This window comes from Pseudomonas sp. F01002 (assembly GCF_004402115.1).
Taxonomy (GTDB): domain Bacteria; phylum Pseudomonadota; class Gammaproteobacteria; order Pseudomonadales; family Pseudomonadaceae; genus Aquipseudomonas; species Aquipseudomonas frigoris.
Window position 1 is genome coordinate 344293 of sequence record NZ_SOPU01000003.1, and the last position, 16034, is coordinate 360326.

At 57.8% G+C, this 16034-nt stretch carries 18 protein-coding genes; 12 read left to right on the forward strand and 6 right to left on the reverse strand.

Annotated elements, in window-relative coordinates; translation table 11 throughout:
• Window positions 1-136: 136 nt before the first annotated feature.
• Window positions 137-769 carry a glutathione S-transferase family protein gene (locus E3W21_RS02105; protein WP_134417534.1) on the forward strand — a complete coding sequence of 211 codons (633 nt, stop codon included), beginning with the start codon at window positions 137-139 and terminating at the stop codon, window positions 767-769.
• Window positions 766-1716: a Nudix family hydrolase gene (locus tag E3W21_RS02110; RefSeq protein WP_134417536.1), complete on the forward strand. Its 951-nt coding sequence runs from the start codon at window positions 766-768 to the stop codon at window positions 1714-1716. The genes E3W21_RS02105 and E3W21_RS02110 overlap by 4 nt, the downstream gene beginning before the upstream one ends.
• Window positions 1717-1830: 114 nt before the next feature.
• On the opposite strand, the gene E3W21_RS02115 is transcribed toward E3W21_RS02110, so the two are convergent.
• From E3W21_RS02115 to E3W21_RS02125, 3 genes are read right to left on the reverse strand one after another with little or no spacing between them, the layout of a single operon-like run.
• Window positions 1831-2412, reverse strand: coding sequence for a cob(I)yrinic acid a,c-diamide adenosyltransferase (locus E3W21_RS02115; protein ID WP_134417538.1), 582 nt, complete (start codon window positions 2410-2412; stop codon window positions 1831-1833).
• A gap of 2 nt (window positions 2413-2414) precedes the next feature.
• Window positions 2415-4451, reverse strand: a complete 2037-nt coding sequence (locus E3W21_RS02120; protein ID WP_134417540.1) for a PAS domain-containing sensor histidine kinase — start codon at window positions 4449-4451, stop codon at window positions 2415-2417.
• A 45-nt stretch (window positions 4452-4496) separates the two neighbouring features.
• Complete coding sequence (locus E3W21_RS02125) at window positions 4497-5414, reverse strand: putative 2-dehydropantoate 2-reductase (protein WP_134417542.1); 918 nt, start codon at window positions 5412-5414, stop codon at window positions 4497-4499.
• A 141-nt stretch (window positions 5415-5555) separates the two neighbouring features.
• On the opposite strand from E3W21_RS02125, the gene E3W21_RS02130 reads away from it, so the two are divergent.
• Complete coding sequence (locus E3W21_RS02130) at window positions 5556-6041, forward strand: YajQ family cyclic di-GMP-binding protein (RefSeq protein ID WP_007906601.1); 486 nt, start codon at window positions 5556-5558, stop codon at window positions 6039-6041.
• Window positions 6042-6208: 167 nt separating this feature from the next.
• Complete coding sequence (locus E3W21_RS02140) at window positions 6209-7051, forward strand: mechanosensitive ion channel family protein (RefSeq protein ID WP_134417544.1); 843 nt, start codon at window positions 6209-6211, stop codon at window positions 7049-7051.
• Between the two features lie 216 nt (window positions 7052-7267).
• On the opposite strand, the gene E3W21_RS02145 is transcribed toward E3W21_RS02140, so the two are convergent.
• Together E3W21_RS02145 and E3W21_RS31075 are read right to left on the reverse strand one after the other, a co-directional pair.
• The gene (locus tag E3W21_RS02145; RefSeq protein ID WP_134417546.1) at window positions 7268-8590 is read right to left on the reverse strand and encodes an OprD family porin; all 1323 of its coding nucleotides are present in this window, start codon (window positions 8588-8590) and stop codon (window positions 7268-7270) included.
• 184 nt (window positions 8591-8774) lie between these two features.
• On the reverse strand, window positions 8775-9278 hold the full coding sequence (locus tag E3W21_RS31075; RefSeq protein WP_166793801.1) for a hypothetical protein: 504 nt from the start codon (window positions 9276-9278) through the stop codon (window positions 8775-8777).
• A gap of 228 nt (window positions 9279-9506) precedes the next feature.
• Here E3W21_RS31075 and E3W21_RS02150 point away from each other — a divergent pair, with 228 nt between their 5' ends.
• Window positions 9507-9932, forward strand: a complete 426-nt coding sequence (locus E3W21_RS02150; protein ID WP_134417548.1) for an HIT domain-containing protein — start codon at window positions 9507-9509, stop codon at window positions 9930-9932.
• Window positions 9933-9935: 3 nt separating this feature from the next.
• Window positions 9936-10142 carry a SlyX family protein gene (locus E3W21_RS02155; protein WP_008147392.1) on the forward strand — a complete coding sequence of 69 codons (207 nt, stop codon included), beginning with the start codon at window positions 9936-9938 and terminating at the stop codon, window positions 10140-10142.
• 70 nt (window positions 10143-10212) lie between these two features.
• Here the strand turns inward: E3W21_RS02155 and E3W21_RS32110 are convergent, their stop codons facing one another.
• Window positions 10213-10815, reverse strand: coding sequence for a cold-shock protein (locus tag E3W21_RS32110; protein ID WP_134417550.1), 603 nt, complete (start codon window positions 10813-10815; stop codon window positions 10213-10215).
• Between the two features lie 308 nt (window positions 10816-11123).
• Between E3W21_RS32110 and E3W21_RS02165 the strand changes: the two genes are divergently transcribed.
• The 6 genes from E3W21_RS02165 to ruvC all read left to right on the forward strand — a co-directional run bounded on the left by E3W21_RS02165 (window position 11124) and on the right by ruvC (window position 16015).
• On the forward strand, window positions 11124-11594 hold the full coding sequence (locus E3W21_RS02165) for a Dps family protein (protein WP_129437851.1): 471 nt from the start codon (window positions 11124-11126) through the stop codon (window positions 11592-11594).
• Window positions 11595-11864: 270 nt separating this feature from the next.
• A complete protein-coding gene (locus E3W21_RS02170) occupies window positions 11865-12203 on the forward strand; it encodes a ribbon-helix-helix domain-containing protein (protein WP_134417552.1) in 339 nt (112 codons plus the stop codon).
• Between the two features lie 136 nt (window positions 12204-12339).
• Window positions 12340-12561, forward strand: coding sequence for an FmdB family zinc ribbon protein (locus E3W21_RS02175; protein ID WP_010457489.1), 222 nt, complete (start codon window positions 12340-12342; stop codon window positions 12559-12561).
• 121 nt (window positions 12562-12682) lie between these two features.
• Window positions 12683-14458, forward strand: a complete 1776-nt coding sequence (gene aspS, locus E3W21_RS02180; protein ID WP_129437847.1) for an aspartate--tRNA ligase — start codon at window positions 12683-12685, stop codon at window positions 14456-14458.
• A 123-nt stretch (window positions 14459-14581) separates the two neighbouring features.
• Entirely contained in the window at window positions 14582-15328 is a 747-nt protein-coding gene (locus tag E3W21_RS02185; protein ID WP_134417555.1) for a YebC/PmpR family DNA-binding transcriptional regulator, read from the forward strand.
• A 162-nt stretch (window positions 15329-15490) separates the two neighbouring features.
• Window positions 15491-16015, forward strand: a complete 525-nt coding sequence (ruvC, locus tag E3W21_RS02190) for a crossover junction endodeoxyribonuclease RuvC (RefSeq protein WP_008147379.1) — start codon at window positions 15491-15493, stop codon at window positions 16013-16015.
• The last annotated feature ends 19 nt before the right edge of the window (window positions 16016-16034 follow it).

Here is a 16034-nt window from a genome sequence, read left to right on the forward strand (position 1 = left end):
TCCCTTCGCGAGCAAGCCCGCTCCCACATTGGTTTGAGGTGTACACAAATCTAATGTGGGAGCGGGCTTGCTCGCGAAAGCGGTCTCTCAGTCACTAAATAGACTGGCCTGTTTCCTCCATCAAAAGGTCCCGAACATGAGCCTGCACCTGATCATCGGCGACAAACTGATCTCCTCCTGGTCCCTGCGCGGCGCGTTGGCCCTCGACCTGGCTGGCGCCCCTTACACCGAAGAACTGATCAAGCTGAACCAGCCGGATACGCGTGAGCGTCTGCTCAAGCACTCGCCGACCGCGAAAGTCCCGCTGCTGAAAACCGAACACGGCACCATCGCCGATTCCCTGGCGATTGCCGAGTATCTGGCAGAGCAGTTCCCCGACGCCGGCCTCTGGCCCAATGACACCGCCGCCCGCGCCCAGGCCCGTTCGGCCTGCGCGCAGATGCACAGCGGTTTCTTCGCCATGCGCGGCAACATGCCATTCGACCTGAGCCACGACGCTGCGCTGTCGCCGACACCGGCTGACGTCCAGGTCGACATTGAGCGTATGTTGGCGTTGTGGGCCGAGTGCCGCGCCGCCGCCACCGAAACCGGTCCGTTCCTGTTCGGCGGCGCGACCCTGGCGGATGCCTTCTTCGCACCGATCGCCGTGCGCCTGCGCACCTATCAGGTGAGGCTGCCCGCAGCGGACGCGGCCTACGTCGAAACCATCTACCAATGGCCCGCCTTCAAGGCGTGGCAGAAGGCGGGTCTGGAGGAGGTCGGGCAGTGAAGCGAGTACACGTAGCCGCCGCTGTCATCCGCGATGGCAGTGGCAAGATCCTCATTGCCCGCCGTGCCGACACTCAGCATCAGGGTGGCCTGTGGGAATTCCCCGGTGGCAAGGTCGAGGCCGACGAATCCGTCGAAACCGCCCTGGCTCGCGAACTCCATGAAGAGTTGGGCATTGTGGTCAACGCGGCTCGCCCGCTGATCAAGGTCCGGCACGATTACCCGGACAAGCAAGTGTTGCTGGACGTTTGGGAAGTGTCGGCCTTTACCGGCGAACCGCACGGCGCCGAAGGCCAGCCGTTGGAATGGGTCGCGCCCCGCGATCTGCTGAACTACGAGTTCCCGGCGGCCAACCAGCCGATTGTCGCGGCTGCACGGTTACCCGCGCAGTATTTGATTACCCCGGAAGATCTGGAAACCCCGGCCTTGCTGCGCGGTATTCAGAAAGCCATTGCCGGCGGCATCAAGCTGATCCAGTTGCGGGCACCCAACGGCTACGATCCGAAGTACCGCGATCTGGCGGTGGACGCGGCGGGGCTGTGTGCCGGCAAGGCGCAGTTGATGATCAAGGGGCCGTTCGAGTGGCTGGGAGATTTCCCGTCCGCCGGTTGGCACATCACCTCCGCGCAACTGCGCAAATACGCAGCGGCTGGCCGCCCGTTACCGGCGTCGCGCTGGCTGGCGGCGTCCTGCCATAACGCTGAAGAGCTGGCGTTGGCCGAGCAGATGGGGGTGGATTTTGTGACCCTGTCACCGGTGCAACCGACCCTGACTCATCCGGGGGCTCAGCCGCTGGGCTGGGAACAGGCTTGCGCGTTGATCGAAGGTTTCAGCAAGCCGGTGTTCTTGCTCGGTGGTGTTGGCCCGGCGGATCTTCAGAAAGCCTGGGAGGCGGGCGCGCAGGGTGCGGCGGGTATTCGGGCGTTTTGGCCTGATTCTTCGGTGTAGCAACTGGCCTCTTCGCGAGCAAGCCCGCTCCCACATTCGATCGCGTTCCTTCTGGAAGAACTCGGTAAGCTGTGGGAGCGGGCTTGCTCGCGAAGGCGGCCTGACAGGCGCCGACTAAACTTCGGGTTTCGCCGCCGGCTGCCACAAAATCTCGGCAATCCCCTGTCGCTTGGCAATCAACCGTGCCACCACAAACAACAAATCCGACAACCGATTGATATACGCCAACCCAACCCCAGCCAACGGTTCGACAACATTCAAATGCTGACACCGCCGCTCGGCACTGCGCGCCAGGCTTCTGCACACATGGGCCTGAGCAATCAACGCCGAACCACCCGGCAGAATGAAATTCTGCAGCGGCCCCAGCTCTTCATTCCACACATCGATTGCAGTTTCCAGACGTTCCACTTCTGCCATGTTCAGTGCCTGATACACCGGCATCGCCAGTTCACCACCCAAGTCGAACAACCGGTGCTGGCAAGGCGCCAAAACATCGATCACTTCGTTCAAGCCCGGATACTCGCCACTTTCCGCCGCCAACCCGGCCAATAGCACACCCACCTGACTGTTCAGCGTATCGACTTCGCCAATGGCTTCGATCCGTGGATGATCCTTGGGCACGCGGCGGCCGTCGCCCAGCCCGGTTTCGCCTTTGTCGCCGGTGCGGGTGTAAATCTTCGACAAGCGAAAGCCCATGGTTACCTCGATAGCTGATTGAGTTCTTGAGAGACGAGCGGGGTGCCCGCCAAGGGCAGGCGCAAGGTGAAACACGTGCCTTGGCCCAGGGTCGATTGCACTTCCATCTGACCCTTGTGGTTGTTGGTAATGATGAAATACGAGACCGACAGGCCAAGGCCGGTGCCCTGACCGATTTCCTTGGTGGTGAAGAACGGCTCGAAGGTGCGTTTGCGCACGCTCTCGCTCATGCCGATGCCGTTGTCCTCCACCTGGATTTCCGCCCACGGTGGATTCAGTTTGGTGCGCAGAATGATCCGTCCCGGCTCGCGGTCGTCTTCACGTTGGTGAATCGCCTGAGCGGCGTTTTTCAGCAGATTGAGTAGCACTTGCTCCAGTTCGTTCGCGGTCCCGGGCACCGGGCCCAACGCTGGATCGAACTGGCGAATGATCGCCTGGCCCTTGAAGTCGAAACCGATCGCCAGGTCGAAGTCGTTGCCGGCGATTTCCACCGCCTGATCGATCAGCGCCGGCAGGTCGCACGGGGCCATTTGCCGGGTACTGCGGCGACTGAAGCTGAGCATGTGCGTGACAATCTTCGCCGCCCGGGCGCCAGCCTGTTGAATGCCATCGAGCAACTGCGGCACTTCGCGCGCTTGCAGGTATTTGTTGACCGTTTCCAGCGCGATCCCGGTTTGCTCGGCTTGTTCGAGATTCTTCGGCAGATCAGGCGAAAGGCGCCGGCGAATGTTCTGCACGTTGTGCAGGATCGCGCCTAACGGGTTGTTGATCTCGTGAGCCATGCCCGCGGCAAGGCCGCCGACCGAGAGCATTTTTTCCGACTGCACCATCATTTCTTCCAGCGACAGACGCTGAGTGATGTCGTCGATCCGGATCACCACACCACGCCCGGCACCGCCCATCAGCGGGTAGAACGTCAGCGCGTAGTGCTTGGGTTCTTCGTCCTTGAGCCACGTCACCCGTTCAATCTTGGCCACTGTGTGCTGCTCGACGGTTTGCTTGAGTTGCGGCAGAAACGGCTTGAGTGGTTCGAAGGCAAGGAAGATCGGCTGGTTCAAGGCTTCGTCGAGGCGCGTGCCGGAGAGGGCGCTGGCCTCCTGATTCCACTGCGTCACGTAGAGCTGTTCATCAAGGGCGATCAGCGCCGAGGGCATGGAATCGATGATGCTGTTGAGGTAGTTCTGGAAACCGGTGAGCTTCTTCTCGATCTTGCTGCGCACCTGGACTTCCAGTTCCAGTTTGCGATTGGTATGACGGGTTTCTTCGGCCAGGCCCTGGGCCTGGTCATAAGCGGCCTGGGAATCGTCCCGGGCCCGCTTGAGTTGCTGCTCACGGGCCTCGATCCGCGACAGCATGGTGTTGAATGCCTCGGCGAGGCTGCCGATTTCGTCATGGTTACCGCGGGAGGCGCGCAAGGCGTAGTTCTCTTCCCGGGTCACTTGCCGGGAAAGCTCTTCGAGCTGATGAATTGGCCGGGTGATCAGGCGTTTGATCTGTCGGGCGATCACCAGCCACAACAGCACACTGAAGATCAGAATCCCGAGGCTGGCGGTCAGGGTCCCGGTGTAGAACGCCATCGGCAGTTCGCTGCTGGCGACCAGTAACAGGTGGCCGGGCGCGGTGCCGGGGCGGGGCAGGGTGATGATTTGATTGCTGCGAAACTCGGTAGCTTGCCAGGATTCAATGTGCCGGTAACGCGTTGGCAGGCTCAGATTGTCGCCATGCTGCAACTGCGCCAGACGCTCGCCCTTGCCGTCATAAAGGGCCGCCGCGCGCAACGGTGAATAGCTGTTGAGTTCATTGAGCAGGCGTTCGGCGCTTTGCGGTGACTGCAAGGCTTCGGACACCAGGCTGGGGTTGGACACCAGGCGGCCGATGGTCTGCAAGGCTTGAGGTGCCATGCTTTCCTGGGAGATGTAGTACGCGGCGCTGATAAAGGTCAGGTTGGCGACCAGCAGGACGGTGGTCAACAGCACCAGCAGGGCGGCCAGCAATTTCTGGCCGACCGGAAGGTTTTCAAGGCGCTGGCGCAATAGCATCAGGTTCATCGCTGAAAAGGAACAAGTGGCCAGCGTAGCCGCTGCTCAGTCGCTGGGCAATCCAAGGCTGTGCAGATGGGTGATCAACCTTTGCTCAAGTTGATTGAGGTGCGGCAGGTTGAGTTGATGCCTCGCGGCGACTTTGCAGGCATGACCCAATAGATAGCTGATCTCGGTCCGGCGCTGGTTCGCGACGTCCTGGTACATCGAAGAGTAGTTGGCGGCGGTCGCGTGAATCACCCGTTCGACTTCCTGTTGAAGGTCCTCGGCCGCTGCCGGTTGACCGCAGCGCTCAAGCAACTCGGTCAATTCGCCGCAAAGGGTGGCGACTTCGCAGTGGTGTTCCTGTAAACCGCCATTACGGCAGTCGTGTAGCACGGTCAGCGGATTGATCGCGCAGTTGAGCGCCAGTTTTCGCCACAGCCGGGTCAGAATGTCGGTGCTCCACTCGTGGGGAATACCGGCGGCGCTCACGTCATCCAGCCAGATCGGCGCCACGGGATGCCCGGCATCCCCCAGCCAGGTGTAACCGTGGCCGGCGAATACCACGCGCCAATCGCCATCGCGAAAGGCACCTTCAGTGCTTGACGCGAAAATGCAGCGAGCCTGCGGCACCTGCTTGGCGACGGCGTCTTGGCTGCCAAGACCGTTCTGCAACAGGATCAGCTCGGCGTCGGGGGCCAGGCGCGGTGCCAGTTGGGCCACGGCTTTCTCGGCATCGTAGGCTTTGCAGGCCACCAGCAGGCGGTTGATCGGTTCACTGTTGTCGGGTGTTTCGGCGGGCACCGGATAGCACTTCGCTTTACCGTGTTCGACCAGCGTCAACCCACCCGCCGCCTCATACGCCTGCAAGCGTGCAGCGTCCCGCACGATCAGCTTGACCGGCACGCCGGCCCGTGCCAGTCGAGTGGCCCATAAGGTGCCAAGGCTGCCGGCGCCCAGAACATGCCAGGTGGTGGACATCAGCTTTTTGCTCTGTTTGTCGCGCGCATGGGAGGCTCGCAGTGAATGATGGGAAAGACCCGTTATAATCAGCGCGGATTTTAACCGCAAGCCAGGCGTGCTCCATCGTGATCGAGCATGCCCTTTTATTGGAGAGATTACATGCCGTCGTTCGACGTGGTATCCGAACTGGACAAACACGAAGTCACCAACGCGGTCGAGAACGCCGTCAAGGAACTCGATCGTCGTTATGACCTGAAAGGCAAAGGCACCTTCGAGTTCAAGGAAAAGGACCTGACCGTCAACCTGACTGCTGAAGCCGATTTCCAGCTCGAAGCGATGATTGAGATCCTCAAGCTGGCCCTGGTCAAGCGCAAAATCGACGTGCAGTGCCTTGAAGTCAAGGATGCCTATGCGTCGGGCAAACTGATGAAGCAGGAAGCGGTCCTCAAGGAAGGCATCGACAAAGAGCTGGCGAAGAAAATCGTCGCTCATGTCAAAGACGCCAAGCTCAAGGTTCAGGCTGCCATTCAGGGTGAGCAGGTGCGCATTACCGGCAAGAAGCGTGATGACTTGCAGGAAGCCATCGCGGCCCTGCGCGCCAAGACTTTCGATATGCCGCTGCAGTTCAACAACTTCCGCGACTGACCTTTCATGCGGGAACCTTGTGGGAGCGGCGGTGCGACGACTCGACTTGCTCGCGAAGAGGGCGTATCACCCGACATCACTGTTGAATGACACACCGCTTTCGCGAGCAAGTCGAATCGTCGCACCGTCGCTCCCACCCGGATTGTGCTTAACCCAGGAGAATGTAGATGGATTTGAATACTGAAGTGGACAACCTGGTCAAGGCGTCTCAAGCCTGGATTCCGATGATCATGGAATACGGCAGCCGCGTGCTGCTGGCGGTCATCACGCTGGCCATCGGCTGGTGGCTGATCAACAAGGTGGCGCTAAAACTTGGCGGGTTGCTGGCGCTGCGTAACGCCGACCTGGCGCTGCAAGGGTTTATCAGTAGCCTGGCGAACATTATTCTCAAGGTTCTGTTGATCGTGAGCGTGGCATCGATGATCGGGGTGGAAACCACTTCGTTCGTCGCGGCCATCGGTGCGGCAGGTCTGGCCATCGGTCTGGCCTTGCAGGGCAGCCTGGCGAACTTCGCGGGTGGTGTGCTGATTCTGTTGTTCCGCCCGTTCCGCATTGGTGACTGGATCGAAGCCCAAGGTGTTGCCGGCACGGTCGACAGCATTCAGATCTTCCACACGGTGCTGCGTACTGGCGATAACAAAACCATCATCGTGCCTAACGGTAATCTGTCGAACGGCATCATCACCAACACTAACCGTCAACCGACGCGCAAAGTTGTGTTTGATGTGGGCGTTGATTACGAAGCGGACCTGCAAAAGGCCCGTCATGTTTTGCTGGACCTGGCCAAAGATGAGCGTGTTTTGGTGGAGCCGGCACCTCAGGCAGTGATTTCGACACTGGGTGATAGTTCGATCACTGTTTCTCTGCGAGTGTGGGTGAAGACTGCAGATTATTGGGACGTGATGTTCATGTTCAACGAACAGTCCCGTGACCGTTTGAAAACGGCTGGTATCGATATTCCGTTTCCACAGCGGGTGATTCGAGTGGTTCAGGAAGCAACCGTGCAGTAACCGTACTTTTATTAGTTGGCTGTCAGTAATGGGCCCAAGAGATTAATAGTCTCTTGGGCTTTTTTCTGCCCTCCAGCCAGTTCATTGATAAAAGTTCTAATGTTATGACATGAAGTTGTTTGCTGATTTGCAAATTTTACGGCGTGCATAAAAAAACCGCCCACCTGAAGAGGTGGGCGGTTTTTGACTTTCAGTACTGCTGGTCTTACATCCGGATTACAGGATGTTCAGCGGGTACTCGATGATCAGACGGGTATCGTAGTTGTCACGCGAATAGTTGGCATACGCGCCGTTTGCACGGTAGTTGGCGAAACGAGCACGGAAAGACAGGTCTTTGGCCGGGCCTTCTTGCACAACGTACTTGGACTCGATGTTCCACTCGTTTTCCTTGCCTTCACCCAGACCGTTGGTCTTGATGTTGTCACCCATTACGTAACGGGTCATGAAACTTAGACCAGGTACGCCGTAGGTAGCCATGTTCAGGTCGTAGCGAGCTTGATAGGATTTCTCCTCGCGGCCCACGAAGTCGGAGATCTGAATGGAGTTGGAAACGAAGATGGTGCTGTTGCCGTCAACGCCATAGTAGTAAGCGTTGTCGCCGCTGGACTGCTGGTAACCGAGGGTGAACTTGTGAGCACCGAGGCTGTAGGCAGCTGCCAGGGACCACAGGTTGTTGTCCACACCCAGGGTGCCGTCGCCGATGGCGTCAACCAGGTCGCCGCGGGTATCGCCTTTGGTTTTATAACCGTTGAGGTCGAAGTTCAGGGACTGACCTTCGGTGATAGGCAGGGTGTAGTTCAGGTTGACGTAGTACTTTTTGAAGTACTCTTCGGCATCCGACGCAGCCAGTGCACCGGTGAAGTTGTCGGTGAAGGCGTAGCTGGCACCGAAGATGTTGATGCCTTTGCTCAGGCCTTTGGCGTGGTTGCCATCTTCATCCGGCAGACCAGCGATGCTGTCATGACCCATACCGGTTTGGGAGCTCAGCGCGGTGAAACGACCGGCGCTCAGTTCCAGGCCTTTGATTTCCTTGCTGGTCAGCAAGGTGCCTTCAGCAACTTCTGGCAGCATACGGCTGTCATCTGTAGCAAACACAGGGCTGGCAACGAATTGACGGCCGTATTTCAGAACGGTGTCGGAGAGACGCAGTTTGACTGCACCGCCGACCTTGCCCTGGGATTTCTCTTCGTTGTTGTCGCTATCGATAGCGAACAGGCCGTTACCACGGTGGCCCGAACCGCCATCAAGTTTGACCGCACCCATTGCCATGGCATCAAGACCGAAGCCAACAGTACCTTGAGTGAAGCCCGACTCGTAAGTGAGCAACTGGCTAAGGCCGGAGGACTGGCGATAGCCGGAGTCTGCGTTGTTGCGTGCACCGTTTTTGTAATCGCGGTTCATGTACTCAAAACGGGTTTTAAGTTTCAGGCTCTGGTCGCCGAAGAAACCCTTGGAATCGTCTTGGGAGGACGCCATTGCGAACTGCGAGGTGCCTGCTGCAACAGCCAGTGCGATCATGCTCCACTTCATCACGCGCATCGTGATTTGCTCCTTTGGTTTTTAGAAGAGTACTGCCGTCCCACCTGATTTATTATCTGGGCGGCTCTTTCTTTTTGTGTCGGCGCAAACTTATATCACGCCGACCATGTTGGCGATACTTGCGCATCTAACCTTTCAGCTTCTTTACGACCCTGTCGCAAACAGCTTGGTAGATGTCGCAAATTTACAGCCTCAATGCAAGCGGGCTGGCAACTTTAGCGTTGTTTTCCAGGGCTTGAGCATCGGTAAAAAGAGTCCCTGGTGAAACGCTTGAATCTCCATCGGGCAACCCTGCCACTGTTTTTATTTGCCTTGAAGCGTCCACTTCCAGCGGACGCTTCAGAGGCGATGTGGGTGTGAATGCAACAAGCGTGCACAAATCAGAATCCTGCTGGTTTTTTTTCTGAATGTTTGCCTGCCGCTGTAAAAACCTCATAAAACCGGGGTGTTCAAGCACGTATTGTTCGGGCTTGACGCCATGGTTTGCATCGTGTTGCACCCTTATGGCCGACTGCACGACAACCAAAAACGTTACCGGTTCACCCCACCAGTGAGTAGATGGCGGATGCCTGACCGACTCAGCGTAGACGCACTGTGCGGTTTTGGTGCAAAAAATTTTAATCGCTGTACTGAATTCATACAGCGCGGCCGTTTGCCAAATGCGAGCGCGTCGTTGTTTTTCAGTCACTTCGGCGTTTTTTGCGCGGTTATTGGTTCTGTAATGGTGCGCCCTGATCGAAAATGACTCATGTCGGGGCGCGCGACCAGTCGTTTGTAGTTTCTCGGGGCGGCTTTGACAATGGTTCGTCGTGAAGCCAGCCGCGTTCGCAGGTATGCTGCCGTCCTGTCGCTTGGTGCGCCGTCTCTCGGGATGGACGCTAAGCTGAAAAATGATGACTCGGCGGGAGTGCGCGCAGTGTTCGCTTTAGATCCACGACTTCAACAAGACACGTTACCGATCGGGGATTTCCCACTCTGCCGGTTGCTGCTGTCCAATGATTCGAACTACCCCTGGTTCATTCTGGTGCCACGTCGCGAGGATATCAGTGAGATATTTCAGTTGGGTGTCGCAGATCAACAGCAGCTGTGGCAGGAAACAACCGCACTGGCGGAAATGCTCAAGGACTCGTTCGACGCAGACAAGTTGAATGTCGCGGCCTTGGGTAACGTCGTCAGTCAGTTGCACATGCATGTGATTGTGCGCAAGCGTGAGGACGCCGCCTGGCCGGCGCCGGTCTGGGGTCAACACCCAGCCAAGCCTTATAACTCGGAGCAGATCGCGTTGATTCGCGAGCGGTTGCGCCTGGTATTGACCGATGATTTTACGTTTCTGGAGGGTTGAATCATGAGCCTGGAAGCACGCGTTACCGATCTGGAGAGCCAGCTGGCGTTTCAGGATGACACCATCCAGGCATTGAGTGATGTGCTGGCGACGCAGCAGCGTGCGGTTGAGCGCCTGCAACTGCAAATGGCCGCCTTGCTCAAGCGGCAAGAAGAAATGGCCGGTCAGTTCGAGACGTTTGAAGAAGAAGCGCCACCGCCGCATTACTGAGTGTGACCAACAGACGGGCAACAAAAAACCGCGAACAGCCAGGCTGTTCGCGGTTTTTTTTAGCCTTGAATCAGCGACGCGGCAGAGCGGCGATCACATCTTCGGCTTGCAGGCCCTTGTCACGGTTCATGACAGAGAACTCCACGCGCTGGCCTTCGACCAGAACACGATGACCTTCGCCACGAATGGCCCGGAAATGCACGAAAATATCGTCGCCGGAATCACGGGAAATAAAGCCGAAGCCTTTGGAGGTGTTGAACCACTTGACGGTGCCGGTATCACGGTTGCTCATGTCATAGCTTGGCGAGGTGGCGGCCGGTGAAGATTTGTAGAAGCTGATGGCCAGGTGCAGAAGAACCGCAATCAGTGCAGCAACCAGGCTGAACAGAACGGCAGGTTGACCGGCAATGACAGGCATCGGCGCGATCAGCGTCAGGGTTTGCAGGACGACGGTCAGAACCAGGAGGGCGCTGACCAGGTTTTGCAGTTGATGACGCGGGCCTTTGTTCCAGTAGGGGATAACAGGAGCGAGGGTGAGGTTGAGCAGGCCGAAAAAGGCCAGGTACAACGCATCGGGTTGTTGCAGGTAAGGTACGGCTTCGGATCGCAGGCTAGGGATGAAGGACAACAGCAAGGCTGCTGCGCCCATTAGCAGGTGGACAATTTTCAACATTTTGAGTAACTCACGTTAAGACGGATCACAAGGAAGAGCTGATTGAGCACGGTTCGCTTCAGAACAATAAGAGGCGTTGGACACGTACCCGGTATCAGCCTATGCGCAGCCCCCGGAAAATAGGCGGTAGCGACACACTGCCTATTTAACAGCAAAGCCTGCAGCTACTCAAATCAGGCAGTCCAGCGGTGCCCTGAGGGTCGATTTGTCGCAGGTAACCGGAGAACCCGGGGCTGCGGGGTGCCGGCAGGCTTGCTAGAGTGGTCCTGCACCTGCTGGATGAATTTCATCACCTTTAGGGGAAACGCATGGCAATCGATATCGGTATCAGTGAAGAGGATCGCAAGTCCATCGTCGACGGGCTTTCGCGTCTGCTGTCGGACACTTATGTACTTTATTTGAAAACCCATAACTTCCATTGGAACGTCACCGGTCCGATGTTTCGGACCCTGCACTTGATGTTCGAGGAGCAATATAACGAGTTGGCCCTGGCCGTCGATTCGATTGCCGAGCGAATTCGTGCCCTCGGATTTCCTGCTCCGGGTGCCTATTCTATTTATGCGCGCCTTTCTTCCATTAAGGAGGAGGTGGGTGTGCCCAGTGCTGAAGACATGATCAAGCAACTGGTCGAAGGCCAGGAGGCGGTCACGCGTACAGCACGCGGGATCTTTCCACTGCTCGACAAGGTCAGTGACGAGCCAACGGCTGACCTTCTGACCCAGCGTATGCAAGTCCACGAGAAAACCGCGTGGATGCTGCGCTCCCTGCTGGATCAGTAACAATGTCAGTGCGCGGATGACACCCATGAGGTGTTGTTCGCGCCCTGTCTTCTCGTAACGATTAGTGTCTTTCTGTTGAACGATATTGCGCCCAGGCGTGTAGGAAATTGTCTGGAGTAGGACGGTCTCCATGATCGCCCTTCAGTTGTTGGCTTATCCTACGTTGATGGTCATAAAGTCATCTGGATATAACTTTGCGCCTGCGCTTTTATAGAGAAACAGCTTGTTGCTCTTATAAAAACGCAAGGATGACAAAGGAGTGTCAACGATATGGTTTACGAAGACAGGCGAGGCGAGTGGAGGGGCGGTCCAGTCAAGGATGTAAGGATTGATCCATTTGTCAGCGAATTTGATATGGGCCTGGCCCAGCCTTTATCCCGGTCAGTACGGCTGAATGGCTTTGCAACCTGTTTGCGGCTTGAACAGGTCTACTGGGATATTTTGGGCGACATGGCCAAGGTCAACTGCTGTACGGTCAGTGCGCTGCTGTCCCATGTGGACCGCGAGGTGCATTTGCGTCACGGCGGGGTCAAGAACTTCACCGGGCTGGTGCGGGTTGTGTGCGTCGTGCACAGCCTGAAGGAAGGCGGCTGCGTCGCCATGCCTTAGCCACAGGGGTGGAATGGGTAGAGTGTCGGTCTGTGCAGTCTTACGGCTGCACAGGCTGCATTTAATGGATATAATCCCGCTCTTTGCCGCAAAACCCAGCGTGTGCGGTAGCAATCTGATCGCCGAGACAACCCCCATGCCGATGTACGACTATCAATGTGCTTCCTGTGGTCATCAGTTGGAAGCCATTCAAAAGATCAGCGCAGCACCGCTGGTCGACTGCCCTGCCTGCCAGGCGCCAGAGCTTAAGAAGATGCTGTCCATGCCGGGCTTCCGCCTTAGCGGTACCGGCTGGTACGAAACCGATTTCAAGACCGGTTCCAAGAAGAACCTGGCCGGCGGCGACAAAGCTGACTAGGGTCTTGAACCTGAGTTGAACGACACGTGCGAGCTCTTGCCTCATCTGGCGCCTTTTACAAGGGCAGGATATGAGCAAGGTCTCCAACCGAATTTCGAATTACGAGAAGCGAACCACTACCATGATGCGCAGCCATTATTGCGGCCAACTGAACGAAAGCCTGGAAGGCCAGGAAATTACCCTTTGCGGATGGGTTCACCGTCGCCGTGACCACGGTGGGGTGATTTTCCTCGATATCCGTGATCGTGACGGTCTGGCCCAGGTGGTGTTCGACCCGGACCGCGCTGAAACCTTCGCCGCCGCCGATCGCGTGCGCAGCGAATACGTGGTCAAGGTCACCGGCAAGGTCCGCCTGCGTCCGGCCGGTGCCGGCAACGCCAACATGGCGTCGGGCATGATCGAAGTGCTGGGCTACGAGCTGGAAGTATTGAATGAAGCGGAAACCCCGCCGTTCCCGCTCAACGAGTTCTCCGACGTCGGCGAAGAAACCCGCCTGCGTTATCGCTTCATCGACCTGCGTCGTCCGGAAATGCTCGAGAAGCTGCGTCTGCGTTCGCGCATGACCACCAGCATCCGCCGTTACCTGGACGAGAACGGCTTCCTCGATGTCGAGACGCCGATCCTGACCCGCGCCACCCCGGAAGGTGCTCGCGATTACCTGGTGCCGAGCCGTACTCACGCCGGTTCCTTCTTCGCCTTGCCGCAATCGCCGCAGCTGTTCAAGCAACTGCTGATGGTTGCCGGCTTCGATCGCTACTACCAGATCGCCAAGTGCTTCCGCGACGAAGACCTGCGTGCCGACCGTCAGCCTGAATTCACTCAGATCGACATCGAAACCAGCTTCCTCGATGAAAAAGACATCATCGGCATCACCGAAGGCATGATCCGCAACCTGTTCAAGGAAGTGCTGGATCTGGAGTTCGGTGAGTTCCCGCACATGACCTTCGAAGAGGCCATGCGTCGTTACGGTTCCGACAAGCCGGACCTGCGTAACCCGCTGGAACTGGTTGACGTTGCCGATCAACTGAAAGAAGTCGACTTCAAGGTGTTCAGCGGCCCGGCCAACGACCCGAAATGCCGCGTTGCCGCCTTGCGCGTTCCAGGCGCGGCGAGCATGCCGCGCAAGCAGATCGACGACTACACCAAGTTCGTCGGCATCTACGGTGCCAAGGGCCTGGCGTACATCAAGGTCAACGAGCGCGCCAAAGGCGTTGAAGGTCTGCAATCGCCGATCGTCAAGAACATCCCTGAAGCCAACCTCAATGTGATCCTTGATCGTGTTGGCGCGGTTGACGGCGACATCGTGTTCTTCGGTGCCGACAAAGCCAAGATCGTCAGCGAAGCCCTGGGCGCGCTGCGGATCAAGGTCGGTAACGATCTGAACCTGCTGACGTGCGAGTGGGCACCGATGTGGGTTGTCGACTTCCCGATGTTCGAAGAGAACGACGACGGTAGCTTCACTGCCTTGCACCACCCGTTCACCGCGCCGAAGTGCACCCCGGAAGAACTGGAAGCCAACCCGGCGACCGCTCTGTCCCGTGCCTACGACATGGTCCTGAACGGCACCGAGCTGGGTGGCGGTTCGATCCGTATCCACCGCAAGGAAATGCAACAGTCGGTGTTCCGTCTGCTGGGTATCAGTGAAGCGGAACAGGAAGAGAAATTCGGCTTCCTGCTCGACGCCCTGAAATACGGCGCGCCGCCGCACGGCGGTCTGGCCTTCGGTCTGGACCGTCTGGTGATGCTGATGACCGGCGCCCAGTCGATCCGTGAAGTGATCGCCTTCCCGAAAACCCAGAGCGCCGCTTGCGTCATGACTCAGGCCCCGGGTGTGGTAGATGCCAAGGCACTGCGCGAACTGCACATTCGTCTGCGCGAAACGCCTAAAGCTGAGTAAGGCTGACCAGAAGGGCGCATCTTCGGATGCGCCCTTTCTTTATAGAATGGTCGAGATTTTTATTTGCCGGCTGGCGCGTCATGGCGTGGCGGGCAATGTTTCAAAGAGAATTCGGAGCGAGATATGGCGGGTCATTCCAAGTGGGCGAACATCAAGCACCGCAAAGAACGTCAGGATGCCAAGAAGGGCAAGATTTTCACCAAGTGGATTCGTGAACTGACCGTTGCTGCCCGTCAGGGCGGTAGTGATCCGGGTTCCAACCCTCGTTTGCGTCTGGCACTGGACAAGGCCCTCGGCGCGAATATGAGCCGCGACATCATCGATCGCGCGGTCGCCCGCGGCGCCGGTGCTGCCGACACCGACGACATGGTCGAGCTGACCTACGAAGGCTACGGCCCGGGCGGCGTGGCGGTGATGGTCGAGTGCATGACCGACAACCGCAACCGCACCGCCGCCGCTGTTCGCCATGCGTTCAGCAAATGCGGCGGCAACCTCGGTACGGACGGTTCGGTGGCCTATCTGTTCGAGCGCAAGGGGCAGATTTCCTTCGCCCCAGGCGTCGATGAAGATGTGCTGATGGAAGCGGCGATGGAGGCCGATGCCGATGACGTGGTGACCCACGAAGACGGCTCCATCGACGTATTTACCTCGTTCGCCGGTTTCTACTCCGTGCGTAACGCGCTGGAAGCGGCCGGTTTCAAAGGTGATGATGCGGAAATCGTGATGCTGCCGACCACCAGTGCCGAACTGGACCTGGAAGGCGCCGAGAAGGTTCTCAAGCTGATCGACATGCTTGAAGACCTGGATGACGTGCAGAACGTTTATTCCAACGCGGACATTCCTGAGGCAGTCGCCGCACAGCTCGGTTGATGCATTTATTAAAGATCGCAGCCTTCACAAAGCCCTACGCTGTACAGGTAGGAGCTGGCGAAGCCTGCGATCTTTTGATTTTCAGCGTTTATTTGAAAAGATCGCAGCCTTCGGCAGCTCCTACAGTTACCCTCGAATACTCGCACTAGCTTTGCAGGCGTTATGACTTTAATTCTTGGTATCGACCCCGGTTCGCGCATTACCGGTTATGGCGTAGTGCGAGATACCGGGCGTGGTTGCGTTTACGTGGCGTCGGGCTGCATTCGCACAGGTTCCGGCGAGCTGCATGAACGCCTGCAAATCGTCTATCGCGGCGTGCGCGAAGTCATCCAGACGTACGGCCCGGTGACCATGGGCATTGAAAAGGTCTTCATGGCGCGCAACGCTGACTCTGCATTGAAACTTGGCCAGGCCCGCGGCGCAGCCATCGTTGCCGGGGCGGAAGAAAGCCTGGAAATCGCTGAATACACCGCGACCCAGGTCAAGCAGGCGGTGACCGGGACCGGCGCGGCGAATAAAGAGCAGGTGCAAATGATGGTCATGCACATGCTGAAACTGACCAGCAAACCGCAAATCGATGCCTCGGACGCCTTGGCCATCGCCATTTGCCATGCTCACACCCGTTCCAGCCTGTTGCCCCATGGCCTGGGCACGGCACGCAGTCGTGGCGGACGCCTGCGTCTCTGATAGCATCAGCAATCATTTT